Source organism: Neobacillus massiliamazoniensis (assembly GCF_001048695.1).
In the GTDB taxonomy this organism is placed as follows: Bacteria; Bacillota; Bacilli; order Bacillales; family Cytobacillaceae; genus Neobacillus; species Neobacillus massiliamazoniensis.
The window spans coordinates 95,711-122,226 of sequence record NZ_CVRB01000001.1; the positions used below are offsets into that span (position 1 = coordinate 95,711).

General features: G+C 38.7%; 16 protein-coding genes and 1 pseudogene. 4 read left to right on the forward strand and 13 right to left on the reverse strand.

Annotation, left to right across the window (positions count from 1 at the left end):
* Nucleotides 1–9: 9 nt before the first annotated feature.
* The 6 genes from BN1082_RS00575 to BN1082_RS00605 all read right to left on the reverse strand — a co-directional run bounded on the left by BN1082_RS00575 (nucleotide 10) and on the right by BN1082_RS00605 (nucleotide 12,595).
* A complete protein-coding gene (locus BN1082_RS00575) occupies nucleotides 10–834 on the reverse strand; it encodes a M55 family metallopeptidase (RefSeq protein WP_090629463.1) in 825 nt (274 codons plus the stop codon).
* A gap of 217 nt (nucleotides 835–1,051) precedes the next feature.
* Nucleotides 1,052–2,302, reverse strand: coding sequence for an exo-beta-N-acetylmuramidase NamZ family protein (locus tag BN1082_RS00580; protein ID WP_090629466.1), 1,251 nt, complete (start codon nucleotides 2,300–2,302; stop codon nucleotides 1,052–1,054).
* Between the two features lie 331 nt (nucleotides 2,303–2,633).
* On the reverse strand, nucleotides 2,634–4,316 hold the full coding sequence (locus tag BN1082_RS00590; protein WP_090629471.1) for a serine hydrolase domain-containing protein: 1,683 nt from the start codon (nucleotides 4,314–4,316) through the stop codon (nucleotides 2,634–2,636).
* 805 nt (nucleotides 4,317–5,121) lie between these two features.
* Entirely contained in the window at nucleotides 5,122–8,319 is a 3,198-nt protein-coding gene (locus tag BN1082_RS00595) for a UvrD-helicase domain-containing protein (protein ID WP_090629475.1), read from the reverse strand.
* A complete protein-coding gene (locus BN1082_RS00600) occupies nucleotides 8,312–11,308 on the reverse strand; it encodes a PD-(D/E)XK nuclease family protein (protein ID WP_090629478.1) in 2,997 nt (998 codons plus the stop codon). The genes BN1082_RS00595 and BN1082_RS00600 overlap by 8 nt, the downstream gene beginning before the upstream one ends.
* Nucleotides 11,309–11,578: 270 nt before the next feature.
* Nucleotides 11,579–12,595, reverse strand: a complete 1,017-nt coding sequence (locus BN1082_RS00605) for a helix-turn-helix transcriptional regulator (protein WP_090629481.1) — start codon at nucleotides 12,593–12,595, stop codon at nucleotides 11,579–11,581.
* Nucleotides 12,596–13,365: 770 nt separating this feature from the next.
* On the opposite strand from BN1082_RS00605, the gene BN1082_RS00610 reads away from it, so the two are divergent.
* The 3 genes from BN1082_RS00610 (at nucleotide 13,366) to BN1082_RS00620 (ending at nucleotide 16,155) form a co-directional block, all read left to right on the forward strand.
* Nucleotides 13,366–14,184 carry an ABC transporter permease gene (locus BN1082_RS00610; RefSeq protein WP_090629483.1) on the forward strand — a complete coding sequence of 273 codons (819 nt, stop codon included), beginning with the start codon at nucleotides 13,366–13,368 and terminating at the stop codon, nucleotides 14,182–14,184.
* Between the two features lie 48 nt (nucleotides 14,185–14,232).
* Nucleotides 14,233–15,009 carry an ABC transporter ATP-binding protein gene (locus BN1082_RS00615; RefSeq protein WP_342666622.1) on the forward strand — a complete coding sequence of 259 codons (777 nt, stop codon included), beginning with the start codon at nucleotides 14,233–14,235 and terminating at the stop codon, nucleotides 15,007–15,009.
* A gap of 66 nt (nucleotides 15,010–15,075) precedes the next feature.
* The gene (locus BN1082_RS00620) at nucleotides 15,076–16,155 is read left to right on the forward strand and encodes an ABC transporter substrate-binding protein (protein ID WP_176699603.1); all 1,080 of its coding nucleotides are present in this window, start codon (nucleotides 15,076–15,078) and stop codon (nucleotides 16,153–16,155) included.
* A 191-nt stretch (nucleotides 16,156–16,346) separates the two neighbouring features.
* On the opposite strand, the gene BN1082_RS00625 is transcribed toward BN1082_RS00620, so the two are convergent.
* From BN1082_RS00625 to BN1082_RS00645, 5 genes are all read right to left on the reverse strand, one after another.
* Nucleotides 16,347–17,720 carry an aspartate aminotransferase family protein gene (locus BN1082_RS00625; RefSeq protein ID WP_245640258.1) on the reverse strand — a complete coding sequence of 458 codons (1,374 nt, stop codon included), beginning with the start codon at nucleotides 17,718–17,720 and terminating at the stop codon, nucleotides 16,347–16,349.
* An 89-nt stretch (nucleotides 17,721–17,809) separates the two neighbouring features.
* Nucleotides 17,810–19,423: an amidohydrolase gene (locus BN1082_RS00630; protein WP_090629489.1), complete on the reverse strand. Its 1,614-nt coding sequence runs from the start codon at nucleotides 19,421–19,423 to the stop codon at nucleotides 17,810–17,812.
* Nucleotides 19,424–19,436: 13 nt separating this feature from the next.
* A complete protein-coding gene (locus tag BN1082_RS00635; RefSeq protein WP_090629492.1) occupies nucleotides 19,437–20,792 on the reverse strand; it encodes an APC family permease in 1,356 nt (451 codons plus the stop codon).
* 150 nt (nucleotides 20,793–20,942) lie between these two features.
* Nucleotides 20,943–22,922, reverse strand: a complete 1,980-nt coding sequence (locus BN1082_RS00640; RefSeq protein WP_090629495.1) for a hydantoinase B/oxoprolinase family protein — start codon at nucleotides 22,920–22,922, stop codon at nucleotides 20,943–20,945.
* A gap of 19 nt (nucleotides 22,923–22,941) precedes the next feature.
* The gene (locus BN1082_RS00645; RefSeq protein WP_090629499.1) at nucleotides 22,942–24,969 is read right to left on the reverse strand and encodes a hydantoinase/oxoprolinase family protein; all 2,028 of its coding nucleotides are present in this window, start codon (nucleotides 24,967–24,969) and stop codon (nucleotides 22,942–22,944) included.
* A gap of 204 nt (nucleotides 24,970–25,173) precedes the next feature.
* Here BN1082_RS00645 and BN1082_RS00650 point away from each other — a divergent pair, with 204 nt between their 5' ends.
* The gene (locus tag BN1082_RS00650; RefSeq protein WP_090629502.1) at nucleotides 25,174–25,479 is read left to right on the forward strand and encodes a DUF3870 domain-containing protein; all 306 of its coding nucleotides are present in this window, start codon (nucleotides 25,174–25,176) and stop codon (nucleotides 25,477–25,479) included.
* A 23-nt stretch (nucleotides 25,480–25,502) separates the two neighbouring features.
* Here BN1082_RS00650 and BN1082_RS00655 read toward each other — a convergent pair.
* Both BN1082_RS00655 and BN1082_RS00660 read right to left on the reverse strand, forming a co-directional pair.
* Nucleotides 25,503–25,691: pseudogene (locus BN1082_RS00655) on the reverse strand (aminotransferase family protein); the annotation flags it as partial.
* A gap of 378 nt (nucleotides 25,692–26,069) precedes the next feature.
* On the reverse strand, nucleotides 26,070–26,345 hold the full coding sequence (locus BN1082_RS00660; protein WP_090629503.1) for a hypothetical protein: 276 nt from the start codon (nucleotides 26,343–26,345) through the stop codon (nucleotides 26,070–26,072).
* Between the last annotated feature and the right edge of the window lie 171 nt (nucleotides 26,346–26,516).

Genomic DNA, 26,516 nt, shown 5'->3' on the forward strand with positions numbered 1-26,516 from the left:
GACCACTTCCTAACAGAATGTTGTTCTCATCGCTAATTCGCTCATTACCAGCATGGCTTGATAGGCTTCTAAAATGTTTTTCGCCTGAAATTGGACAATGGTCGTTCCTGGAATAATTTCTGTACCAGGCATTAAATTGGCCCATTCTGCTTCACCGTAGTTGGTAAATTCAATTCTTAGAAGTGGTCTGTCTGGAGGTGTGAGTGGCTTCACTTGGTTTCTATTTTTTAGAGCTAATGTTGTTTTTTCACTGAGAAGCTGCCCTGCTTTTGCCGGTGTTAACGATATGGCTGCAGATCTTGATATCGATTCCTTTACAACAGCCGTAGTCACATTTGGAATTAGCTGTTCAGCCTCAAATGCAGTATAGTCATCACCTGCTACCATTAATAGAGGAACATCATAATATCCTGCGACATAAGCATTAAAACCTAGTTCCCCTACTGCGACATCATTGATGTATATATTGCGGAAACCAAAGATCATCGAGTGGGACATCACTCCTTTTAATGCGGCGCGGGCATGGTAGCCAACAAATACCGCACCACAAAAGGATTCATCCAATCCTTGAACCATTGAAAATGGCTTCACATCACCAGTAATTAGCTGTGTCTCCGGGTGGAGCCTTTCAATTAAAAGATTGTTCATTTTAGAATGGCTATCATTTACGACAACTTCCTTACAACCTGCGTTAAATGCTGAGGTGATGACATGATTGGCTTCATCCGTCATAATTATACGGCTTCGTTCATAATTATGTTTATTTGAATCAACATGAGTGTGGTCAACTAAACCCGTGATTCCTTCCATATCAACCGAAATATATAATTTCATCCCAACTTCCCTTTCTATTAATATATATTTTTTCACAATTATAAATTAAATTTTCTTTTTTATCAAATAATTCTAAAAATATAATTATTTAGAAATTATTTTTTTTGCTAGCAATATTAAAACCTATTAAAAAATCAACAGAATTACCATTTCACCCTCGCAAATTTAAAGGTAATAAAAATAGGCGGTGTCAGGCACCACCCATTTTATATGCAGATTAATATAGTAAGTATTTGTCACGTATATCCATAAATTTGTCTAGGTTCGGCTTCCATTCTGCTTCCATTTCCTTGACGGATTTGCCTGCTTCGATGTCCGCACGAATAGAACCATTTCCAACGAGGTTATCAAAGTAGGAAATGCCGTTACTGCTTGGTGTACGGAATTGGAATTGGTTCGGATACATGTCATGAATCGTTTTTACAATATAAAGTCCTGTCTCGAACGAATTGTACGCATCACGATCGGTGACATGGATTTGAATACCGTTTGTCAACTGGTTTGCGAACTTAGAGAATGTTGGAACATTAGATGCAGATCGGAATGTAACACCCGGTAAATGGTAGGAGTTCAGCTTTTCTGCTAAATCGTCACCATTAATGAACGGCGCACCGATTAATTCAAAAGGTCTAGTAGTTCCGCGACCTTCTGAAATGTTGGTTCCTTCAATTAAACAAGCACCTGGATAAACTAGCGCTGTATTTAAAGTCGGCATATTTGGTGATGGCATGACGAACTGTAAGGATGTATCGTCGTAATACATATTCCGTTTCCAGCCATCCATTTTTACCACTGTTAAATTCGCTCCAATGTTGAATTCCTTGTTAAATAGCTTAGCAAGTTCTCCAACTGTCATGCCGTGGCGGACAGGAATTGGATATTCACCAACGAAGGAAGAGTACTTATCTTCAAGAACTGGTCCTTCTACCTTTGTACCTGTTATCGGATTCGGACGGTCCAGAACGATAATTGGAATATTGTTCTCTTTCGCTGCTTCCATCGCAAGTGCCATCGTGTAAATGTAGGTGTAGAAACGAGCCCCTACATCCTGGATGTCGAATAAAAGCACATCCACATCCTTAAGCATTTCTGGTGTCGGTTTTTTTGTAGGGCCATATAGACTGTATACCGGTAAACCTGTTTTTTCATCTATATACTTGTCAACATATGATCCGGCTTGAGCGCTTCCGCGGACACCGTGTTCAGGGCCGTATAAAGCCGTTAATTTTACATTAGGATTTTTATAAAGCAAATCTACGATACTATTAAGGTGCTGGTCGACCCCTGTTGGGTTAGTAATCAAGCCTACGCGCTTGCCCTTAATTAAGTCAATTTTATCTTGTAAAAGAACTTCTACACCTAAACGGAACTTCTCATTCTTTTTCTCTTTATCATTTTTTGCAACGGCTGCTGTTACAGTAGAAAGGATTAAAACTAGCGTTAGAATACCTGAAAGCCATTTTTTCATCACAAAAGCGCCTCCTTTTGTTATGCTAATTTTCCGAGTTTTGTCAAATCAAACATACCTTAGAGAGCAGACATAGATGATGCTGTTAGCTTTTTATAAAATGGCTCTGTTAAACTTGGCTGTTGATTTCCGCTCCAGGCGCTCGCTTTCCGCGGGCGGTTCGGGGAGCCTCCTCGGCGCTACCCGCGCCTGCGGGGTCTCCCCTGCCCCGTACTCCCGCAGGAGTCGAGCGCCTTCCTCTCCAATCAACAAAGTGTCAAAATCAACAATGAGCTTTAACATAGCCTATAAAATTAACCCTTATTATCCTCTCCCTATTTGACACTTCTAATTAATAATCTCGTAATTGCCATTCATTATTGGTAAACGTTAACGGTTCTCCATTTAATTTTGGATGTAAAACATACCAGCCGCGATTGTTTACAGTCGAGTCGGTTTTATAGACAAAACGAAGCTTGGTTGCGTCCTTCGGTAAATCAAGCTCTTTCTTTTCCCAGCCATCGCTTGTTCCAGTAAACTCGGTTAGCTTTTGCCATGTACCGTTTAGGTAGACCTCGACATATCCATAGTCAGATTCATTTTCGAGCATATACCACGTATCGAAGCTCAGCTTGCTGTCAGTAGTCAAGGAAAGGTCGGTGTCCATTACTCGATTAAGATTATCACCGTAACCTGCAAACCAAGCCGTCTCTTTGTTTGGAATCGATACAGGGATGGAATCCGCTACCATTCTCGCAAATATTCGTCTTGTTTGATTTGTTGAAACGGTGTTTCTAGATGGGTGCACCCGGTTTGTAAGTAAAATCGCTATAGTTTTATTGTTTGGACTAACTACAATTGAAGTACCGGTGTAGCCAGTATGACCGAACGACAAAGTCCCTTCTGAAAGTGCATCCATATACCATCCTTGGCCAAGCTCCCAGCCTAGCCCATGGTCATCTCCCGGAAATTTGGTATTTTGATTTTCAAGCAGCAACTTCACGGTTTCCGGCTTCAAAATTCTTTCTCCACCATAGGAACCACCGTTTAAGAATACCTGTGCAAGCTTTGCTAAATCTTCTGCTGTGGAGAATACACCAGCATGACCAGCAACCCCATCTAGTGACCAAGCATTTTCATCATGTACCTGACCCCAAACAAGCCCGCGGTTAGGAGTAGATTGGAACTCGGTAGCAGCAATCCGGTTTTTCAAGGAGGCTGGTGGATTGTACATCGTATCCTTCATCCCAAGCGGCTTGGTAATGTGCTCTTTTACAAACACATCCTCCCGCTTACCTGACAGGCGCTCTACTAATGCTCCAATCGTAATCATGTTTAAATCGCTATATTCGTAATGGGTCCCAGGCGGATTTTTTAACGGCTGTTTAAAAACAATTCGAAGTCTGTCATCGCGAGAAGTTCCTTGTGTATACAAAGGAATCCAAGCGGTGAAACCAGACGTATGGGTTAATAATTGACGAATTGTCACGTTTTCCTTGCCGTTTTGAGCAAATTCAGGTATATATTTGGCCACTGGGTCATCTAATTGAAACAAGCCTTGTTCATAAAGAATCATCGCAGCTGTTGAAGTGAAAATTTTACTAATAGAAGCTAAGTCAAAAATGGTATTCTCCTGCATCGGAATCGGATGTTCCATTTCCGTAAAAGAACCATCCACATATTTGGCTGAATAACCATAGGCAGTTTGCTTTACAATTTTGCCGCCTCTTGCCACAAATGCGACAGCACCGGGCATAACCTTATTTGATATTGCTTGGTTCATAATCTGATCAATTTGTTGGAGAGGTGCCTCGACCATACCCGCTCCTCGTGCTGAGCCTGGATGAAGAACACTTGATGTTGGGATAACAGTTGAATTCCATGTGAAGACGGGATGAGGTTTCTGAGATGAAGAAGCATGTTTTCCTTGTTTTTCAATAGTTGGCATATAAGGTGAATCTCCTGTTGCAAAAACGGTTGAGGTTCCTAAAAAAACAGAGCAAATAGAAGTGATGATAAAGGTTTTTCTCTTCATTTACGTGCCTCCCTTTAAAAATAGTAGATTAATTGTTAGCGTTTTTCTTATGTATGAATAATATTTTGGTAACGCTTACATTTTATAGTAAAAGCATACTTGTTTTAACTCACAGTCGTCTATACCACTTAAGGCCCATCACCCTTATTTTAGGTCGTCTAAACAGACATAAAGTCATATGTCTTAAGAATTAATTTTAAATTTTTTAAAAATATAGTGAAATTTTATTTCAAATCGAATGCTATTTGAGCTATTAAAAAATCTAGATTCATAAACAGCTTCTTACTTTAAAAAAGGCTGTGTTAAACTTGCCTGTTGATTTGCGCTCCAGGCGCTTCGCTTTCCGCGGGCGTTCCGGGGAGCCTCCTCGGCGCTAAGCGCCTGTGGGGTCTCCCCTGCACCGTACTCCCGCAGGAGTCTCGCGCCTTCCGCTCCAATCAACTTAGTTTCAAAAATCAAAAATGTCCTTTAACACAGCCTTTTAAAAAAATGCTGTTTTTGCATAGATTGTAGTCTTTCGTACCATAGCCAAAAACTCGTATTAATGATGATATCGTATTCTTTTCTTTAAAACTATCGATAATATCCTTCGGCAAACTAAAACCCACATAGTAGTTTCAGTAGCTACAAAGTTTAAAGTTGGGCAACAATTTTTTCAATATAATTCCATCAAAAGGTACGATAAGTATGGTGATTAATAGTTTAGGTCTACTACACTTGGGATCACGATGGATACGTACACACACCTGTTGCCAAACATGAAAAAAAGCTACCCAGCAGTTTGAGCAGCCCATTTTAATTCTGATTAAATATTTTCCTTAACAAAGAAAAGTTTCTCGCTTACTACTTTTTCTCCCGTCATCTCTTCCCAAGCAAGTTTATAAAATGAGATTTGGTCATGATAAAAATCTGCTAACAGTTTGAAGTGTTCCGGGTCGGCAGGATTATCTGTCTTGTAATCAACGATTTTCCAGACTCCGTTTATATTATAGATAAGATCAATCACGCCTTTAACAATATAAGGATGACTCGAATTACCAGATGAATCAATCCATTCATAAAGATGATTATCCTTAGAGACAGTGATCGTAAACGGAACTTCTGTTAAGACCAGTTCTGCAGAAGGAAGCTCACTCCAAAAATCCGAGCGTTTCAAAGCATCAATTGCCTGCCTTACTTCGGTTTCTTTCTCTAATGGAAAATCGAATTGATTAAGTAAAGATGGTATATAGTTCGTTACATCATTCCCTTTTACCACTTTCTCATATACTTGGTGAATGATGGTTCCCCAGTTCTTTCCGCCACCTTCTTCTCTTTCGATGGTTACCACTTTGGAATAATCTTTTTCCTTTGTCGGTGACCAATAATCATATGACTTTTCTTTCCGTCCTTCAACCCAAGCTTGCAGTTCACTGGTTTGGGATTGGTAGTTTGTTTTATTTACTTCTTCTAATTCCCGCACGACTACTTCCATATCAATCTCTTGGATAGGAAATTCTTCAATATTTTCAATCTCAAACAAAAGATTCCAAGGATTTTTCTTATCACTCTTTGCACTAGAGCTAATGATTAAGGCCATTTCAGGACGGGTTGCAGCTACGTAAAGAATACGAAGCTCTTCAGCATTCAAATATTGCAGTTCCTCCTTTTTGTAGTCAGCCCAATCTTTAGGCAGTGCTATATCTTTAGATTGAAAACCTTTTTTTACTGTAAAGGAAAAATAGCCTTTCGAAGTATAACCTTCGCGTTTAATATGTTTTGATAAAAACGATTCAGGGTCAACAAGCTTAAAAGGGTGAGCTAGAAAAACAATTTTTGCTTCCAGCCCTTTTGCTTTATGAACATTCATTACCCTAACGGCGTCAGCTTCTTCTTCGATATTGATTACAGTCGTTTTGTTATACACCATCTCAGTTAAAAGTTCAAACACCTGCTTATAGGTTGATTGTCCATCCATTTCACGCTTTCGAAGCCCTTCAAAGATCTGGAGCAAACTCTTATATATTTGTTTGTTTCGTTGGTTTTGTATAAGTAAAATATATAATCCAGTATCTTCAGTAATTTTTTCAATGGCAATGGTCGGCGAATAAACGCGCACCCATTTTTGATATTCTCTAAGCTTGGAGATTGCCGATTCCAATTTATCTCTAACCTTTACACTTAAGGTTGCAGGGATTTCACTGTATAGAGAAAATACGCCTCCATTCATTTTCCATTGAAAGAGTTCATCATCACTGATTCCGAAAAAGATACCGCGCAATGTCGCAAGCAGGCTGACTTCATCGGTTGGATCAATAAAGGTTTGTAAGAGAATACAAAGCTCCTGAAATTCTCTCATTTCTCCTATAATAACCTCACCGCTGATGCTGACTGGAATACCATTAGCCTCAATTTTCTCAGCGTAGATAGCAATCCCTTCCGTATACCTTGTCAGAACCATAAAATCACGAGGATTATAACCTTGAGAGATTAGCTGTCCAATAGCGGAAGCAATTTGTTCCGAATCAATATCGATAATATCGTCTTTCTTTGTTACTTCAGCAGGTACAGTAAGTTTTTTGATCCCAGCCAAGGCCGCACCATTCACCTTATTAAAAGAATGGAGCGGATGATAAGCCGCCTGATATAAGGTCGCTGCTTCTGGTAAATGAGAATGAAACACTTTGTTCAACTCTTCTGTCACAGCATCGACGGTTCGAAAGTTCATCGTGAGCTGCAATACTTTTCCACCATGCTCTTCAATTAACTTCTTGACACGATTGTATGTATCAATGTCAGCACGGCGAAACCGATAGATTGCCTGCTTAGGATCACCAACCACAAATAATGAACCATTTTTTGGTTTACACTTGGTCCAAATCTTTTCAGCTGGATCTTCACTCGTTAAATAGAACATGATTTCTGCCTGAATAGGGTCCGTATCTTGAAATTCGTCCACAAGCAGACATCTATATTTAGTTTGGAAATATTGACGTACCTCCGCATTTTCCCGCAAAAGGTTGGCGGCATTAAGCAGCAAATCCTGAAAGTTTAAGAGAGAACGTTCTTTTTTTAATTGGATGTAGGTTTGCATTCCTTCTTGTAAAAAAGAAACAACCTTAGGATGACAATATTCTTTCCATTCCTGCAGAAGCGGTTTAATGTACTTATCCACTACTTCATTAATTTTTTCTTCATAATACTTAGCATCCTCATTTGTATTCCAGCGATTAAGCGTTGGTTTTAAATTTTTATCGAATAGCTCAAATAAAGATATAATCTCTTTATCTTTTGATGGGTTGAGGAAACGATTTTTCTTGTTGGCGTTAATAATGGCCGTTTGCAAAGAATCGTATCCTCTTTCTGGTTCCCGCTTTGAAATGGAACCTTTCGCTTCATTCATAACCGCCATTAATGAGTGGTAAGCAGATACCAATTCCGGCTTTTCTGCAGTGTTATCATGAACCCATTCAACATCAGGATATTCTTTCATCTGACATAGATTTTCAAACAAATTTGCAACGGAAAAACCTAGCTGATTCATTTCCTCTAGTAGAGAAGATTGTTCATTCTGCAATTTCTGCAGGAATATATGCCACGCTTCTTCTAATAACTCAGTGTCTGCCGCTTCTTCTAATTCTGTAAACGCCAAATCCAAATTAGCTTCAATCGGTCTTTCCCGCAAAAGCTTTGCACAAAACGAGTGGACCGTTCCTAAGAAGCAGCGCTCGATGTTTTGTATGGCCTCGGAAAGATAATATTTCACATCGTCATTTTGTTCTTCTTTCCACGTCTTTTCCAGCTTTGACTGAAAACGAACCTTCAGCTCATCAGCCGCTTTTTTTGTGAATGTTATGGCGACGATTTGGTCAATTGTACAAGTCCGGGTACAAATAAGCTGGACCATCCTCTCGACTAAACTTGTTGTTTTTCCAGATCCGGCACCTGCTTCCACGAGGAGGTTGATGCCAAGCTCATATTTGATTTTATCCCTTGCTCCTTGATCGATTACTATATTATTCATATGCCCTCACCCCTTTAAAACGACGTAATGCTTCATAATTCTTGTCCATTTGTTTTACTTCAAAGATGTCTTCGGTGTAAAAACTTCTTCGGCAGACCGTATTGTACTCACAAAACTTACAATCATCTTGATCATCCGTCATCGTAAAAGATCCATTGGCGAGAACATCGATCAATCTTTCAAGGATATCCAATCCATTTGTTCGGACTGTTGAGTCTTGATTTCGGACAAAACGTTCTCCAAGTCCTTTAACAGTAGGGAAGTAATAAGCACTTTCTTCAACGACCCCGGCTTCCAATTGTAAATGCTGTTCAATTGCAAGCGCATAGAGCAGATGCTGCAGCTGCCGGCCACCCTTAAAGATTTTGTTACTTCCATAATTGTATGTGCTTCCTGTTTTGTAATCGATAATATGGTACTTACCAGCTGACGTTTCATCCACCCGATCAATTTTTCCCGACACCTTAATCGTTTTTCCAGATGGTAATGTAATTTCCGCAGGCTTATTTTCCCCAGCACCAAATGTGTATTCAAAATAAATTGGCCTGTACGTTTGACAATGAGTTTCTTCCTCTTTTAGGAAAACTCGGCAGCATGCAATGATATCATTCACTTCCAATTGAAAAATACGATCATTAGGAGGTGGAAGAATCTCTTTTTGCTTATTGATTAATTCCATGGCAATTCCAATAAGTAATTCTTCATGATTTTCATTTGGCTTACTATTGTTTTCCTTTTGCAGTTCCTGATAAAAAGTTTCAAAAGTTTTGTGCAGCAGGCTCCCTCTTGTAGCTGCATCTAACCACTTATAAGGGTCAAAAGCAATCTCCTCTATAGGCTTCACTCCAAGTACCTCTCCCAGGAAATAAGAAAAAGGACATGCTGCGAGTGTCTCTAACTTACTTGCAGTCATAATTTTTTCTTCATTTCGACGAGGGTCAAAAAGTCTTGGATCAATGGATACAAGTCCATCATATTCTGTAAATTGCTCTTGAAGACGGTTCTTCTCTGCTTGTAGACCATGTGCTAGATTAGAATAATGTTCATACATATCTCTACTGATTGCGATATGGTTATTTTGAACAAGATGCTGGTTCCAGTAATCCCGTTCATCAAAAGCCTCTACTGCAACTAGTGGGGAAGGAAGTTGTTTTACATCTTTAAATTCCGCATCAGGCTTTCCTATTTTCATCCGGTAGCATTGTAAAAATAAATAAGCAGGACTTACAGCTCTATTCTCATTCACATCAAAATTACAATAACTTACGGTTACATTCCCTTCGCATTGGGCAAGGAGCTGTAACATCGTATATAGCTTTTCCTGGCCGCTTTCTTGTATAAACGGCAAGCTATTTCCAATTTTTTTTCGTTCCATATCAAGAAGTAATGGGTCTTCACTAGACCCGCCGGGAAACTTTCTGTTGTCCAATCCAACGATAAAAATATTCGATCGTGATTGGTAGATTCCATTTTGATAGGAAGAAACATGCAAATGGCCTGACTTTGGATTGGAACGAAGTACTCGTAAAGAAAGCAGTAAATCCTCCAATTTATCGAAAATAGAATACCGTGGATAGGTTTCATCCGAATACAGCAGAACTTTATCGATTTCATCAAGCAGCGCAATCTTTGCTAGTTCATCAAGAGCAGAAGTCGTTTTACAAAAGTTTTTAATCATAAACGACAGGCCTATGAGGGCCGCTTTATAATTCATATGTTCTTCATTGTTAGGAAGCTTACTTGTTAAAGTCTTTAACCAATTCATCACCCATGACACTTGGTTAGCACGATTTTTATAATTGGCTTTTCTCTCTTCATCTTCTTGCTTACCTGCCTTCTCGAGGAGAGAGTGAATTAGCTCGTTTAATTGAGTAACATAGCGTTCTTTCCCCCAGCCAATCTGGGCATTGCGTAGCATCCGAGTTATTCTAGTATTAGAAGGTGCTCCTTCTTTTAACTCCAGCAATCCTTGATTGATCAAATCAAGAAAGGCAGTTACACGATAATTTGATTTTATCCATTGTAAAATTCCTGCTGCGAGCCGTCCTGGCCGGCTAAATGCAATTGGGATCCCTTCTCCAAACGTAACGGGAATATCCCATTTTTGCGAAAAGTGATATAAGAGGGTTATATATTTTTCTCCACTTGTATAATAAATGATATTTTCGTCAAGCAGAGATTGAGAGCATTTTATTTTTTGAAAAATATTTTTGATCTCTAATTCTTCTGTTTTTGCCGTTAATAAAGAAATATGTGCTGATTCCTTTGCGTTGTCTAAGTCGTATAAATAGCTCAATGGAACAGGTTTACCCCAAAGAATGGAACGAATGCCTGTCCGTTCAGGTATTTTTATACCGTTAACGGGCTGGAGAGGCAATTTTACAGTTGTTTCAGGAAGTATTTTATTTAATAATTTTTCCTCTAAATAGGATAAAGAAAGATTGGATTGAAGAATATTGATGGTCTGACTATTTGTTTCTGCATATTGAAATGCCATGCGTAACAACTCAGCTTGATCGATTAATTGATGCTTTTGTAAGTGATCCTCATAGTTTGTAAGGATTTGCTGTATATCTTGTCCTTTTTTTTCGGTTAGAAACATGTCAGGAGTTAGAGAATGACTGGTGTATCCGGCCATTCGTAAGGTATGAATCGTTTGAAACATTGTACGGCTAAATGAAGCGGTTATTTCCATCTGATCAAAGTAGTTGAGCAGCCCATTTTCCTTTAATTTAGAAAGGACTAAATAGGAAAGCTGTGAACCTACGGTCGCATCGATTACTTTATAAGGTTCCTTTGAATGATTCTCAAGGATTTCCAATGCCAAATCAACGACTGTTTTATATTTTAAATTAATGGCTAAAAATCCACGTTTGACATAAGCTTCGATGATTTGCTCACCTATCGAGTATTGGTCAACGATTATCACTTTTTCTTGAAAAGGGTAGTCTGTCATAATAGAATGCAATTTCTTCACTAGCGATTTCATAAGTCCCCTCCTATGTTAATAATCCTATTGCCTAAATTTAAAGATTAGCAAAGTATCTCTTAAAAATTTGAATATATACAAGGGTTACTTTCTCCTTTAATTAATCACCCGGATACTTTTAAATAGCGGAAAATATTAACCCATTTGATTAACAATTCTATTTTTACAACTCCTTCGATCTTCTAGATCGATAATCCCATTATATACCTTTTCTTAATTGAACCTTACCTATTTTAGGGAAAGGTAAAAACACTTGCCCCTCAGCAAGTGTTAATGGTATTTTTTATAAAATTTTTCCGATTCTTCTCTCATTCTCTCAACAAGGGATAGAGGGGTTAACACTTTGGCATCACTCCCCCATGTAAGCAGCCAACGAACTAATCCGTCACTTATGATAGCTTGTGTCGAAATGCGAAATGTGTCTTCCCCAATCGGACGAACAGCAACCTCACGTCCGAAGCGATCAATCACTACATTGATTAAATGTGCATCAAATTCAATTTCAATCAGTGACTCTTCTCCCGAATACATGTGAAAAAGCTTTTCGGTATACTTTGTTATATTAAAAAAAGGATCACAAACAAAGGTTTCGTTACAAGAAGTAACATCTCTCATTCGATCCACTCTGTAGTGGCGGATTTCCGTATTTGGCAAATATTCTCCGATCAAATAATAATAGTCATTATTCCAAACTAGAGCATATGGCTTTACCCTGTAAAACTCTCCATTTCGATTAAACTGGAACTTTTTATTTAGATCGTATTTTCCATACTTAAATTGTATTATTTGAGAATTTGAAATAGCCGTATGTAATTCATGAATCGTGTATTTTATTTTATGATCTTCACTTTTTACGCTTTCAGAAACGAGAATCCTATTTTTTAGTTGTTTTGCTTGGTTTTCACTTGTTAATTTTTCAATCTTACTTATTAGATTTTCCGTCTCCGCCTTAGAGATAAACTTTGCAGCAGAAACTGCATCTATTAGCATACGCAATTCGTATATTTCGAACAATCGATTCTGGTGGCTGTAGTATTTTTCAACACCGTCTTTTTCTTGATTTATCGTCACATCAAATAATTTAGATTCTTCTAACTCCTTCAAATCGGATCTAATTGCCTTTATTCCAACGTTAACGTCATATTCCTCATAAAATTTATCAAGAATTTGTTTTAAGGTTAATTCATTGTCCTCATCAGTATATTTTTTTAGTAAATCTTGTAATCTAATAAGCCGTTCTTTGACAGTTATTTTTTGAGAAGTAGAGTCACTTGGCTTTGCTTTCAAAATAATCACTCCGTAAAGTCCATTGTGTAAGATTGAACTTCTATTAAACGAATCTTTATTTAAATTCCACAAAATCGAAATAAATTCCTTTATTTTTTATTTCATTCTAAAGAAGTACGTACTAAAAACACACTGTGAAAATAATGTTCACAGTGCGATTGAATTTATAGTTCAGTCTATTTTTTCTTATTCTTTTGGTTAGCTTTTTTTGCATTATCGCTTTTGCCATTGCCATTCTTCGAGGCTACGGATTTTTGTTTTTTGTTATTTTTTGATTTTTTTGCCATCATCATCATCCTCTCGGTAAATAGAATGTATTGCACTTGTATCTTAATATAGATTATTCACATATGGTAAAATTTCACATAAAAAAGGCGACTTTGTGCCGCCTTTTTTTGTCCTATAATATTGAAGTTTGAAGCATTTAAAGTGACATCAAATAAATTATAAGAAATAGCTGCCTCTTTTGAGATAGCTTTTATACTTAGGAAAATTCTTTTACGCTTTTTTTCGAGTTGCTAGGAAAATACAAATTTTATAGCATTTCTCTCCTATAATCCTGTAAATCTCTTCCCTTTTAATACTTGTTTAACAATTTATTACCAAACCTTAACGTTGGATTTACAATAACTTTTCAGAGGTAATGTAAACTCATAATTAGTTAAAAATTATATATGGTAGCTAATTGTTAATATAAAAAATATTTCTCCTCACTCCACACCTTAAACTTAAATTCAATAAAACATCGATACAACAGTATAGGAGGGTTTATGGAAACATCAACATTCAGCAAAACGACTTTAAAAACTAAAAAACACTTTACATTTAAATATGGAAAGAATGCTTGGCGTCGTCGACTCCTGGCAGTTGTCACTCCTATAATTCTACTTTTAGTTTGGCAAATTTTTGTGTTAATCGGGTTATTAGATAGCCGTTTTTTCCCTACTCCTACTTCAATAATGATACAAGGCTATGAAGATATTTTATCTGGTCAGTTGCTTAACGATGTAACAATCAGCCTTACTCGGATACTGATCGGTTTCATAGGAGGAGCCATACCAGGTATTTTATTAGGGCTCAGTATGGGGCTCTTTAAGCCAGTACGTTATGTTTTGGACCCTATTATTTCCTCCACTTATCCAATTCCTAAACTTGCACTTATGCCTTTAATCATGCTGATTTTTGGTTTAGGTGAAACTGAAAAATATGTTGTGATCATGATTGGTGTATTTTTTCCTGTTTTGATTAGCACCGTTACAGGTGTTTTACAGCTTGATAAGAGGTATATGGATGTAGCAAAGGATTTTGGGGCTTCACGATTAGAGTATTACACTACCATTGCATTACCAGGATCATTGCCAATGATTTTTACTGGCTTAAAATTAGGTCTTGGAATGTCACTACTGTTTCTGATGACTGCTGAGATGGAAGGGGCCACAGGAGGCATTGGTTACAGAATATGGATTTCCTACAGTATCTTTCAAATAAAGGATATGTATGTGGGTTTTATATTGATGGCATTAATCGGGTACTTTTCTAACCTGCTTTTAGATGAAATAGAGGCCAAGATCGTGCCTTGGAAGAGTTGAGATACATACATTAGATAGTTTACTATCAACACTCTTAGGAGGTATTGCATGAGTATGGATCAAGCAGATTACAAGATAAAAATAGATTCATTGGGGAAAGAATTTGAAAGTCCACGGAAAAATGTAATTGCTATTGAAAACGTATCTTTAGAGATTAAACAGGGTGAATTTGTTTGTATAGTCGGTCCTAGTGGTTGTGGTAAAACGACTCTTTTACGAATCTTAGGAGGGTTTGAAGAAAAATCTACTGGTACCGTGTCGATCATACATAAAGATTCTGAAAAGCCTTTAAAATCAACAGTTTTTCAGGAAGACTCCATCTTTCCCTGGATGACCGTTCGAAAAAATATTGCCTATGGGCTTAAGATACGAAAATTGCCAAGAAAAGAGATCAAAAAAATAACGGATCATTATATTGAAAAAATTGGTTTAGCTAAGTTCGCAGAATCTTATCCCCACCAATTATCTGGAGGAATGAAACAGCGTGTCAGCATTGCTAGAGCTTTTGCCATCGACCCAGAAATTCTTTTGATGGACGAGCCCTTTTCGAACTTAGACGAGCAAAATAGATTCAAATTACAAAAAGAACTTTTACGGATCTGGGAAGAAACAAACAAAACGGTAGTGTTTATTACCCATAGCATCGATGAAGCCATTTTTTTATCTGATCGTGTTTTTGTCATGAGTTCTCATCCTGGAACCATATCAGCAAGTTTTTTAGTAGATATTCCACGACCTAGAACCATCGAAAAGGTTCGTCAAAGTGAGAGATTTCAACAGTTATTTGGAGAAATTTGGGGTCTGTTGAAAAGTGAAGTAATGTGATTCCAAAAAAATTGAAGTAATGAACAACCAAAATAAATGAAATAGATTATGAAGGAGAGATTGCAAATGAATCGCAAAAATATTGTAAATATCTTAGCTTCAGGAATGATCATTACCTCGTTATTAGCTGGTTGTGGAGTAAGTTCTTCCTCGAAAACCTCCGCAAATGCTACGAGTCAAGGGAATGCCAACTCAAATCAATTACAAACTGTGAAAGTAGCGATGGATGATCCCTCTCCAGCAATGGCTGGTCTTGTCTTAGCTGATAAACTAGGTTACTTTAAGGAAGAAGGAATCAAGTTTGAACCAGTGACCTTTGCTTCTGGCGCAGATTCCATGACAGGTCTTACTTCTAATCAAGTGGATGTAGCTTCTGGTTTAATTTCAGCATCAATATTTAATTCAGTTCAACAAGGGTTGAATGTAAGTATCGTTGCTGACCAGGGAAGGAATCAACCAGGGAAGGGCTTTTTTGAATTTGTTTTACGAAAAGATGTAGCTGATAAAGTGAAGGATTATTCCCAACTGAAGGGTCTTACGCTGGCAATTGCCTCCAAAGGAAACATTAATCAATTGGTACTGGATAAAGTGTTAGAAAAAGGTGGACTTACGGAAAAAGATATTACCCTTAAGGTTGTAGATGATTTTAATGACTTTAACATTGCTATGGCAAACAAGGCAATAGATGGTGCAGTGCAAATTGAACCAAATATTAGTGTAGGTATTAAGCAAAATATTTTAGTTCCATTCAAAGATCCACAGGAATATGCACCTAACGAAGAGACTGGTGTTATCATGTATAGTCCAGATTTCGCTAAGAAAAAAGACCTGGCTACTCATTTTATGACAGCTTATTTAAAAGGAGTAAGGGCATACGATAACGCATTCATTAATGGAAGCGAAAATAAAGACAAAATTGCAAAGATTATGTCTGAGTACATGAAGACACCTGTTGACCAACTTGACCAAATGAATATGCCTCTCCTTGATCCAAACGGTTACGTTGATCCAAAGGCAATACAATCTGATGAGGACTGGTATGTACAACAAGGTACTATTAAGAAGCCCATTTCAGCAGATAAGGTTGTAAATTCGGAATTTGTGAATGCTGCAATTAAAACAATCGGAGAATATAAAAAACAATAATGGATAAGAATGCCCTAAGAATACTCGAGGGCACTGAAAATCTGCCGAATTTTTCATTTACTGAATACACCTATAAAAAAAGCCGACATTCATTCACGTATTATTGGGGTGAAAAGTCGGCTTTTTCTTAATTTTTTAGCTATGTTTTGCTTTACTTAACCAACTGCTACCGTTACATAATCATAGTTAAATTATACTCGTGCTCCAAGAAGTGATTCCACACTTTCACGGAATACTTTTGTATGACGATCAATATCTTCAACTGTTGTCTGGGAAGAAATCAGTGCCATGTTGTGGAAAGGAGTCATTAAAATTCCTCGATTTAGAGCATACAGGTGCATGTAGCGATCCAGTTCATAATCAGCTGCTGAAGCGGCTTCCCCACCGTTTTTTGGTGGAGTGTCACGGAACCAATACTCTGTACGGCAACCGAGACGCTTAACAATCCAAGGGAGGTTATGTTCTTTAATCACCGACTCCACACCATCACAAAAACGTTTGGCTAGAGAAATATTTCGATCATAGGCTTCCGCTGTAAGAACATTTTCCAAGGTTGCACGCATTGCGGCCATTGATAGGGCATTCCCTGCTAGAGTGCCTCCAATACCGCCGACATCGGCACCCTCAATGTCTATCGTACCACGGATTCGCTGAGCTAGTTCTTCACTGAAACCGTACACAGCTGTTGGAATCCCTGCACCAATTGCTTTCCCAACTGTTAACATATCCGGTTTGAGCCCATAGGTTCCAGTATAACCTCCAGGACCAGCACTCATCGTATGCGTTTCATCATAAATCAATATAGTACCCGTACGACGAGTAATTTCTCGTAAAGCTTCTAGGTACCCAGGATCAGGATGAATAATACCTATATTGGTCATAGCTGGCTCGGCAAGAACGGCAGCGACATCCCCGGGAGCCAGAGCTTTCTCTAATGCTTCAATATCATTAAATTCTACGACCTTGGATGTTTGAGTAACATCGGTTTGTGGACCGATATTCCCATGTCTAGGAATAGGCACACCATCTTGCAATGTAATGAAGGCTTCATCAACCGTCCCATGATAACTATAATTGAATACCAATATATACTTTCGTTTGGTGAGATGTCGGGCTAAACGTAGGGCAAAACGGTTCGCGTCTGTTGCTGAAATCGCTACTTGCCAGTAAGGTAGACCAAACCGGCGAGAAAGCTCTTCTCCTACCCAGACTGAATCTTCTGTCGGTAACATAAAAGTAACGCCGTTATCTATTCTCTCTTTAATAGCAGAAATGGCACTTTCAGGGGCATGACCTGTCATAGAGCCTGTGTCACCTAAACAGAAATCAATATACCGATGGTCGTCTACATCGGTAAAATGAGCACCATGGCCACTTTTCACAAAAACGGGGTAGCTCCCAGCCCATTTGACCATCCAGTTCATCGGTACTCCATCGATTAAACTTTTCTTGGCACGCTCGAATAATTCCTTGGAACGAGGGTGAGTTTCTTCGAAGAGCTGCAGTTCTTTATCTAAAAGTTCCTTTAAACGATTTCTATTGATCATGATCACATTCCTATTCATTTTCCCTCATCCTAACTATTGTTCATTAACTGAACTTTTTTGATCAATCTCCAGCCACGTCAGTTGAATTAAACCGATTTTCACCTTGCTCATAAGGAGAATTCCTCAACAATTTCATGAACCACTTTTCCGTCTACCATCGTGAAAACAACCTTTGTATTTTTAATTTCCTCGTAAGGAACGTCAAATAAATTTCGATCAAGGACAATGATATCCGCCAATTTTCCGGCTTTAATTGTTCCTAGTTCCTGTTCGCGAAATGAACCGTAGGCTGGTGCAGCTGTATAAGCATACAAGGCATCTTTTAAGGAAATGCGCTCGTTTCCATCCCATACAACTCCTTCATCGTCTAACCTTGTTACTGCACGATAAATTCCGGGCAGCGGGCTTAGCCCGACGACAGGATAGTCTGTGCCAAATACCATGGTTGTGCCTCGATCTATCATGGTTTTCAGTAAATAGTTATATTTCATTCGCTCTTCACCGATGAGTTCCTCGTAGACATCTCTTGTCGTGACATTGATATGCTCCGGTTGAACTGAGGCAAGGACCCCCAATTGGCCAAACCGGTCAATATCGTTTGGATGAATCATTTCGACATGTTCAATCGAGTGCCGCGAATCCCTGACCCCATTTTCCTGTTGTGCCTTTTCAAATGCATCCAGTGCCAAGTGAACCGCCCCATCTCCAATACAATGGAAACGGACCCTGAATCCTTCCCGATCTGCCTCAACTGTCCATTTTTTGATCGTTTCCTCCGGGAACACGGTCCCTCCCTTTGTAGACAGATTGTTGGAATACGGTTCGAGCAAGTAGGCAGTAAAACTGGTGGTCACACCATCGGCAAACTGCTTGAAGCCGCAAAATTGAACCATATTACTTTTATATTTGTCTCGTAAACTCTTGGCTAACTCCAGGTCGCCATTCAATGGAGCGACGAAATGAACTCTTGTCGTCAGCTTGCCGGCTTCCTCATAATCGGCATAAAGCTCGGCCTCCTCGACACTCATGTCTGGAATCCTTAAAAGGTCATGGACAGACGTGACCCCGTTTTTAGCTGCTTCTTTTAAGAAGTTATCAAGTAATTTTTCCTTTATTTCAAGACTAATAGGCAGCACACTTGTAACCAGACCCACAGCATGCTCCAATAATAGCCCTGTCGGCTCGCCATGCTCATCCTTGACAATTTCTCCGTATGCTGGATTTTCCGTATCTCGGTTAATCCCTGCCAGCTCCAATGCTTTAGAATTAACCCAAGCACTATGAAACTCCGCCTGATACAAGAGAACGGGGCGGTCCGGAATGAGTTCATCCAAATAGCAGCGATGCGGCTCGCCTTCCTCCCATTGATTTTGTTCCCAACTGCACCCGATGACGAATGGTTCGTACGGTTTTGCATCGGCATATTTTTTGACCATTTGGGCCGCCTCTTTTGCCGACCTTGCAGAATGAAGCCGGACACTATCATTCAACAGCCCGCCCATTAATAAATGAATGTGAAAGTCATGAAAACCCGGCATAATCAGTTGGTCCTCAAAATGATAGATTTTCGTTTTTTCATCCGTATACTTTTTACAATCTTCTATTGCTGTAACTTCAGCAATTTTATTTTCTTTTATTAAAATAGCCGCAGGTTCTGGGGTGTCTGCCTCCCCGATTAAAACGGCGTTTCCACTAATCACAATGTCTGCAATGAATGTCAATGGTATCCTCTCCTTACAAAGATAATTCGTTACTTGAATCGTCAAAATCGATTTGCGGTGGCTGGACCCGGAACATTTTGGTTTTATATGCCAAATAGATAAGGCCTACAGCCACCCATATTCCTCCAAGCATCATGGAGTTACCATCTAAGCCACTCCACAATTTGATTGATATAATTGCCCCAATCAATGGAAGAATGAGATATAGAACCGTACCTTTAAACGACCTTTGTTTTCCTTTTATAAAATAATGGGCGATCACGCTTAGGTTAACAAACGTAAAGGCAATTAAGGCACCGAAATTTATAAATGATGTAACTGTAACAAGGTCTGTAAATAGGGATGCCAAGGCAATGACCCCAACAAGGATGATATTATTCACAGGTGTTCGAAACTTCGGATGGATATAAGCAAAAAATTTCTTTGGAATAACAGAATCTCTCCCCATCGCGTAAAGAATTCTAGAAACGCTTGCATGTGATGCCATAGCGGAAGTGAAACAGCATACAATCATAGCAGCAATGAAAAGGGCATTAAAAAATGTACCACCGATTATTTTTATTACCTCTATCGCTGCTGTATCAAGGTTTTGATAGGAAGTAAAATCCGGATGAACCAGATGCGAAATATAAGAAATAAGGATAAACGTTATGCCGGCAAAAAGTGTAACAAAGATGATGGCTTTGGGAATGGTTCTTTCAGGTTTAATCGTTTCTTCGGCAAAAGTTGTGAGGGCATCAAAGCCTAAAAAGGATAAACAAAGAATCGATGCTCCTGAAAAAATAGCGACTAAAGAAGTGTGTGAATTCATAAATGGGTTAATAGAAAAGATTGTTCCTTGACCGGTTCCATGAAGAAGAGCTTTTACACTTAAAATAATAAAGAAAATCAGCACGAGGTATTGAAATCCAAGAAGAATCATATTCATAGTCACGGTAACCTTCATTCCGATGACATTGAGAATCGTGACAATCAGAATCATGGCGATGATCCAAACGCTAAATGGAATGGATGGGAAATATTGTGTTAAATAGAGGCCCATAACAAGAAAATTAATCATAGGAATAAACATATAATCCATTAGTATGGCCCAGCCCACCATGAAACCAAGGTGTGAATTGATTGATTTTTGGGTATAAGAATAGGCTGAACCTGCAATCGGGTACGCTTTACCCATCCGGCCATAGCTATAAGCCGTAAACAGCATCGCGAAGAGTGCAAGTATGTAAACGGATGGTGTTACCCCCTTTGAAATCGATTCCACGATTCCAAATGTGGAAAAGACGGTTAATGGAGCCATATACGCCAGCCCCAATAAAACTAAATGAAAGAAATTTAAAGACCTTTGTAATTGAACTGGTTTTTCCATATATCACTTTCCTCTCATTATTTTTTAAAATAGAAATGCAATTTCTATGCTTACCAACAATACTGATTATTCAGAAAACAAAAAGAAGGCTGACTCACACAAAATACCATTTTAGATTTAAAAACAGTATTTTTGAGTCAGCCTCATAACTTACTCCCAAAAAGCAAGTGAACGTTTTCTCATAGATTCTCTATATTGTGCTGTCGAATTTAATAGTGCTTTATTGGTTCCATAATCTATAATCACGCCATACCGACGGATTACATCTAACTTATCGATTTCACCATTAAGGTATTTTTCTTCCACCACCATTGGATCAACCTCTAACCAATGCTTCCGTTCTCTTCTAATTTGATTCCTCTCTGCATTTGTTGCTTCGTAATCAATTTCAAATAGATCAAGGTCTCTGTCAATTTCTTTAATTATGACTCCGTAATCTTTCTTTGCTCTTTCGATCGAAACGTATTCATCAATCACATCTTCAAGGACTGCCTCTGGTTCTCTAACAAGAGGATCCCCTAAACCTCCACCTCCTGCTGAAGGTCTTGTAAACGAGTCACCACTCTTTACCTTTACGTTTGAAAAAATGGCCCCTAAATATCGTTCATTTTCTTGTCCAGGATTTAACCATGCTCCATGTGGTGAAGATGGTAGTCCTCCAAATATCCCCCAGGTTACAGAACGGGCACGATCACAGCAATAGGACATGACCGAGTTGTTTAATTTTGTTAGGACACCACCTTTTTCAACGCCACATCCGCCGCGGTATTTTCCGGGTCCGCCTGAATCAGTAATTATTTGATGCTTTGTGGTTATAACTGGCGACAGTCTTTCCTGTCCTTCACATGGCTGTACACTTAAGCCTACGCCAAACACCGGGGATGTTGCATTGGCTCCGTCTAATCCTGAACGGCCACCATGACCTCCTGCCATCCAGTCATACCACATAAAGTAATTTTTTTGTTCCGTTCTTTGATCCCATCCGCCGATTAATAAATACTCAAGATTAAAGGAACATGCTAATGCTCTTTCTGGAAAAATATAGGACCACAATTCGAAGCAAGCATTCATAATTTTTTCATATGCACCCGAACAAAAACCAGTTACAGCTATAGGAGCCGGAGCATTAACAACGGAATTTTCAGGCAATTTCACTTTGACCACTCGATAAAAACCTGAATTCAACGGAATTTCTGGGAAAAAGGTTTTAGTACCCGCATAGACAGCAGATAATGAGGCACCAAATCCAGCATTTAAGAAACAGCTAATATATTCATGTGAACCAGTCAAATCATACACAATTTCCTCATCAGAAATGGTCATTTTAACACGGATTGGAATAAGTCCGTCCCCTAGTTCTGGATCCATGTCAATGAAATCAACAGTCTCCCACGTCCTCTTATCTAAAGAAGCAATTTTCGCTTTTGCCAACCTTTCAACATAATTTTGCACTTCTTCAAATGCAATCAATGTAGTATCAATTCCATATTTATTGACGATATCCAGCAATTGAGTCTGCCCGACCTTGGCAGCCTCGACTTGGGCACATAAATCACCGACTCGTTCCTCTGGAACACGCATATTGGCAACCAATACATTTACTACATCTTTTAAATAGGTGCCCTTGCTATAAATCCTTACCGGCGGAATCCGAACTCCTTCACCAAAGTGTTCTTTTGCGGTAATATCGAAAGAACCCGGCGTTGATCCGCCCATATCTGCCCAGTGACCATTCGTTTGCATGAGTGCGATTAATTTTCCTTCATAAAATACAGGTAAGATAACTCGAGTATCATTAAAATGGGTTCCGCCACGGTACGGGTCATTGACAAGGAAGACATCCCCAGGGTGGATATCATCTTTAAAATCCTCTAAAACAGCCTTTGCTGTTAAATGCAATGTCCCCACATGTACAGAAATGTCCTGTGTTCCTTGCATCACCGTATTCCCGTCTGCATCACAAAGGGCACAGCTAAAATCTCTGCTGTAAATAACAAAGGAATAGCAAGTTCTTAAAATTTGTTCTGCCATTTGGTCTACAAGGTTAACAAATCCATTTTTTAAAACCTCAAATGTAACGGGATCTAACCGATTGGTTTGGACATGACTAGCCGTTTGAATTTTGCTCATGCTCTTTTTCACCTCTTCCTTATTTGTTAACAGTTATAATGATATTTTTATACTCATCAACAACAGCAGTAAACTCTGGTGGAATTACCGTTGTTGCATCAAGCTGTTCGACGATAGCAGGACCATGAATTTCAGAAGTAACAGGGATTCTTTCACGATCATAAACTTTAGTTGGAACGAATTCGTTATCAAAGTAAACTTCTCTTATCTCTTTAAGGGCATCCGCTAAACTGCCTGATGGCCCATATTTAGGAAACTCCGGCTTTGGAACAGTTCCGATCGCCGTTAATTGTAGGCCATAGATTTCAACAGACTGATTTCGATTAGAAAACGCATATTCACGTTCATGCTCCTGGTGGAAAGCTTCTAGTGTTTCGACTAATGAAGGAGCCTTTGAACTGATTGGGATCGCTAAAGATCTCCACTGACCGCTATATCTCATTTCGATATAACGCATAAGTGTGGAGTTTTCCTTTGCTACTCCTTCATCATCCAGCAGCTGATCTGCTTCTTTTTCCAATTCGGAAAATTCAATGTCTAATTCTTCTGATGACACCTGATCAAATTTTTTCACGTATGTCTTCGATAAATCGTGGCGTACATCCACTAGCAGACATCCCATCGCTGCAGCAACACCTGGGTGAGGAGGAACGATAACAGTCGGGATTTCCATTTCCTTCGCTAAATATGCACCATGTAATGGACCTGCCCCGCCGAAGGCAACTAGGGCAAATTCTCTTGGATCATAACCGCGTCTTACCGAAATTAATCTTATTGCATCACACATATTCGCATTGGCTAATTCGATAATTGCATTGGCTGCTTCAAGAGTTGAATAATTAAACTCTTTTGCGATTTTATTAACAGCTTGAAGGGCTCTCTCTTCATCCAACTGCATGCTTCCATCTAATAGATTTGCCCCAAGCCGTCCCAGAACTAAATTGGCATCAGAGTTAGTAGGTTCTTCACCGCCACGCATGTAACAAGCTGGCCCCGGGACAGCACCTGCACTTTGTGGACCATTACGCAGGGAACCTCCCTCATCCTTCCAAGCTATACTACCGCCGCCAGCACCAATCGTTAAGATTTCAATACTTGGAAAACCAATTGGGTAGCCATATTCGATAAACCAATCCTTCGTGATTCTTATATCCCCATCGTACATGAGAGAAATATCAGTACTTGTCCCTCCCATATCAAGACCGATGGCGTTATTAAAACCGCATAGCTTTGCAATATGCTTACTGGCAATTGCACCGGCTGCAATGCCGGAGCTCGCAATCCTTGCTGCATAACGGGGAACAGTGCTTGAAGTCATAACTCCACCGCCGGAATGGAGCACAAGAATATCATCCATATAACCTTTTTGTTCCATCTCTCCTTCTAATGTACTAATATATTTACTAATAATAGGTCCTAAAACTGCATTTACAATCGTTGTACTCATCCGCTCATGTTCAAAGATTTCTGGTAAAACTTCACTAGAGGCACAAACATAAACATTTGGCAATTCTTCTTGAAGGATCTCTTTCACTAATTTTTCATTTTCACAATTTACATAGGAATTCATGAAGCAAACAGCAATAGATTCAGTTCCGCGCTTTTTTAATTTTTGGGCAAGCAGACGAACTTCCTCAGGGTCAACCGCTATTAAAACATTCCCGTTAAAATCAATCCTTTCATTAATTTCAAAACGATCCCGGCGTTGAATATATGGTTTTGCAGTATCCTTATAAGCATCCCATAAATCTAGTTTTGTTCCTCGGCGGATCTCTGGGACATCTCGGAACCCTTTTGTTGTAACTAGAGCAGTCTTAGGAAGTTTTCTTTCAATTAAAGCGTTGGTACCAACTGTGGTCCCATGAGAAAAGACCTTTATGTTTTCGCATTTTACTTGGGCTTTTTCAATACCATCTAATATTCCCTGTTCCGGATTGGATGGGGTAGAAGAAGTTTTAGTGACTGAAATATTCCTTGTATTTTCATCAAAAACAAATACGTCTGTGAATGTTCCACCAACATCAATGGCAAGTCTAATCTGTTTCAATGTCGTTACCTCCCTAATTTCAATAATTATGTAGAATATAAATATGAATTAGCATTTTGTTTGTTAATCCTGTTTTCCAAAAATCACTGCAACCGTTTCCAATAGTTTTAACTTAAATGATAGTTTTCTTTAAAGACTTACTATTTTACATCACCTCCTTATTGTATTATTCTAAAAATAAAAACTATTCGGGAGATAGATAAGATGAATACCATATTTATCGCCGGTCATGCTAAGCTGCCAACAGGTATGGCTGCCAGTAATGTTTTTGAAACTTTAACAATTACTGCAGAAATTGATAAACAATATGGAGTAATTGTGGATGCTTCCTGTACATTAGCTACTGAACATGGCAGGGATTATATCTCCAGGGTCCTAAAAGGGTATAGCTTACGCAATGGAATCGAAATCCCTCTTGATCAGTTAAAAAATTACTATTTAGGTAAGGCAAATAATGCGCTGATTGCTGCATTAAAAGATTTATATAGGCAATATGAATCTCTTACATAATGAATAATCAGTTCCAAGTCATAGCCTTTTAATTTCCTATAATACCTTACTAGTTTGTATGTGGTGTCATTGGATTTAGTGCCGCCAGAAGTAAAGAAAACAGCATTTAGGTCACCCGGTGTGATTTTTGCTAGTTTTGAAGCAAGAAGAATTGCCGGTTCGTTACCTAAGGATGAAAAGGAGTTAGTAAAAGCTAGCTTTTGCATTTGCTCACCCCTGATTCATGCTGTGGCTTCAATGAGGAAGTAGGATGGATAAAGTTTTTTAATCTAAATAAATTAAAGTGTCCATAAGTTCGGTAAACATAAAAAGCCAGCCCAAATACACACAAAAGTGGTATGGACTGGCTTTACGATTCCATTTGAACCAACCGGCTAAGGCTGGGAGTGGAAAATTAACAGTCAAATTTAATTTGATTTTTAAAAGATATCTTCACTACCTTCCACCGAAAAGGCGAATAGGATGAAGTTAAGATTTATTTTATAAGAATCTTCTGAATTGTTCAAGGGTTTTTGTAAAAAAATACATTAACACGTTCAAAATAATGAAATAGAAAACATTTTTGTTAACTAAAATGTTAATAAAATCTCCTAATTCGTTTTTTTTAACATATTCTCTATTTTCTTTAACTCTGTTTCGATATAAGATCTAGTATGGTCAAACCCAATAATGGCCAAAACTTTTCCGTTATGATCCATTAAGGGAGCAAAACTCGTTTTCCATTCTCCGTAAATATCTTTATATAAAGGGGTTACTCCTGCTTCTCCATTCATAGCCTCAAATGCTACTTCCACCATTTCAAGCGGTCCTTCATATAAATTTCCAGTTGGAATCACGAATTCATCACTTGCTACAATTGTCAGCATTTTGTTATTATCTAAAGCTTTAAAAATGTAGACCCACTCAAACTTTTTTTCTTTTTAAAAGAAACCGGAAAGGTCCCCAGTTTTATTTCATAAGGCTGTGTTAAACTTGTCTGTTGATTTGCGCTCCAGGCGCTTCGCTTTCCGCGGGCGTTCCGGGGAGCCTCCTCGTCG

Coding starts and splice junctions, on each gene's coding strand:
- BN1082_RS00580 (WP_090629466.1), bottom strand. CDS start 2,302: ATGAAAAAATGGCTTTCAGGTATTCTAACGCTAGTTTTAATCCTTTCT.
- BN1082_RS00650 (WP_090629502.1), top strand. CDS start 25,174: ATGAATACCATATTTATCGCCGGTCATGCTAAGCTGCCAACAGGTATG.
- BN1082_RS00610 (WP_090629483.1), top strand. CDS start 13,366: ATGGAAACATCAACATTCAGCAAAACGACTTTAAAAACTAAAAAACAC.
- BN1082_RS00640 (WP_090629495.1), bottom strand. CDS start 22,922: ATGAGCAAAATTCAAACGGCTAGTCATGTCCAAACCAATCGGTTAGAT.
- BN1082_RS00635 (WP_090629492.1), bottom strand. CDS start 20,792: ATGGAAAAACCAGTTCAATTACAAAGGTCTTTAAATTTCTTTCATTTA.
- BN1082_RS00590 (WP_090629471.1), bottom strand. CDS start 4,316: ATGAAGAGAAAAACCTTTATCATCACTTCTATTTGCTCTGTTTTTTTA.
- BN1082_RS00575 (WP_090629463.1), bottom strand. CDS start 834: ATGAAATTATATATTTCGGTTGATATGGAAGGAATCACGGGTTTAGTT.
- BN1082_RS00660 (WP_090629503.1), bottom strand. CDS start 26,345: ATGCTGACAATTGTAGCAAGTGATGAATTCGTGATTCCAACTGGAAAT.
- BN1082_RS00625 (WP_245640258.1), bottom strand. CDS start 17,720: ATGAATAGGAATGTGATCATGATCAATAGAAATCGTTTAAAGGAACTT.
- BN1082_RS00620 (WP_176699603.1), top strand. CDS start 15,076: ATGAATCGCAAAAATATTGTAAATATCTTAGCTTCAGGAATGATCATT.
- BN1082_RS00615 (WP_342666622.1), top strand. CDS start 14,233: ATGAGTATGGATCAAGCAGATTACAAGATAAAAATAGATTCATTGGGG.
- BN1082_RS00600 (WP_090629478.1), bottom strand. CDS start 11,308: ATGAAATCGCTAGTGAAGAAATTGCATTCTATTATGACAGACTACCCT.
- BN1082_RS00595 (WP_090629475.1), bottom strand. CDS start 8,319: ATGAATAATATAGTAATCGATCAAGGAGCAAGGGATAAAATCAAATAT.